This is a genomic window from Bacillus sp. NPDC077411, from assembly GCF_044543425.1.
GTDB classification, from domain to species: Bacteria; Bacillota; Bacilli; order Bacillales; family Bacillaceae_G; genus Bacillus_A; species Bacillus_A bruguierae.
Map to the genome: position 1 here is coordinate 1 of NZ_JBITWA010000054.1, position 1,093 is coordinate 1,093.

The window sequence follows — 1,093 nt, forward strand, 5'->3', positions numbered from 1 at the left end:
AGTCGAGAACTTGCGACTTTCATGATGTCTGAATAGAACTTAAATGGATGTGGATACTGACATTTCCCTAAAAGCTGTTCTAATGCTGTTGAACCGGTTTTTCCTTCTATGAATGTATCCTCAATTAAATTGTCTGTAAGATCATAAAATATGTGATAACAAAACACTTTTAGTTCACCCATAGATGGTTGTGGTCTCACAACACGGAAAAGTTGATCACCATCGGGTGTTGGTGTTTTCACAATGCACTGTCCATTTATTTCAAGACCATGAGGTGCGAATAATGGATAGCTAAAAGAAAATACAAATAAGCCGTTGAGTGTTTCCTCAACGACTGGATCATATATATTCGCATCTAATATTCCAATACCATTGTGAGTAAAATCCGTTTCGTTTGGTTTGTACAGTGTAATCATACATAACACCACCTTGGTTCTACTACAATTTTAGTTATGGTTCCTGTCCATGAAATGGTGTTTTCTCCTACTATAAAAATAGGAAACTTACCAACCATTTGATTATTCATTGATGTTGTTCCTAAATAAGTTTCCTTTAACTCTGAATCTACTATCATTCCATCTTTTATATTTTTCAACTGAAAGGATTCATCATGAATAGTGATTATTACGTTACCAGTTCCGTATACTGTCAACTTCGGCAATGATTCAAACGTGCCATAATTCAGAATCACTCCTGGTTGTGTTATTTCAAATGGCTGACATATAGCATATTCGAACGGATCAGCTGTAAATGTAACCTCAAATTCTCCATATTCCTCAATTTCATTTGCTATATCACCAATTTCAACACTTTTAATTTTTCGATATACACTATCATCTGTAAAAGCTACTGTTTTTGCTTGCATTAGCCAACCTTTTGCCTTTCTAAGCAATGGTTTTATATTTTCAAACTCAAGTACATTAAATTTCACTTTAAAAGAAACATCTTCGAATTCTTCTTTCTTTGTCAAAGACCCATGACGACCAGGAACTTCGATTTTTTTTATTTTCTGTTTTGCTGTTGGTATGATTGGACGTTCAGCCACAGCTAGTTGGTAGTCAAACCCATATTGATTATTGATAATAATGTCAAA

General features: G+C 34.1%; 2 protein-coding genes. Both read right to left on the reverse strand.

Translation table 11 applies throughout. The annotated features are described in order from the left end of the window. The coding region (locus tag ACIGHG_RS25635; protein WP_396551304.1) for a phage tail spike protein at positions 1 to 416 on the reverse strand (416 nt) is incomplete at its 3' end. Continuing rightward, on the reverse strand, positions 413 to 1,093 hold a 681-nt coding region (locus tag ACIGHG_RS25640), incomplete at its 5' end, for a phage tail protein (protein ID WP_396551306.1). The genes ACIGHG_RS25640 and ACIGHG_RS25635, both read right to left, overlap by 4 nt.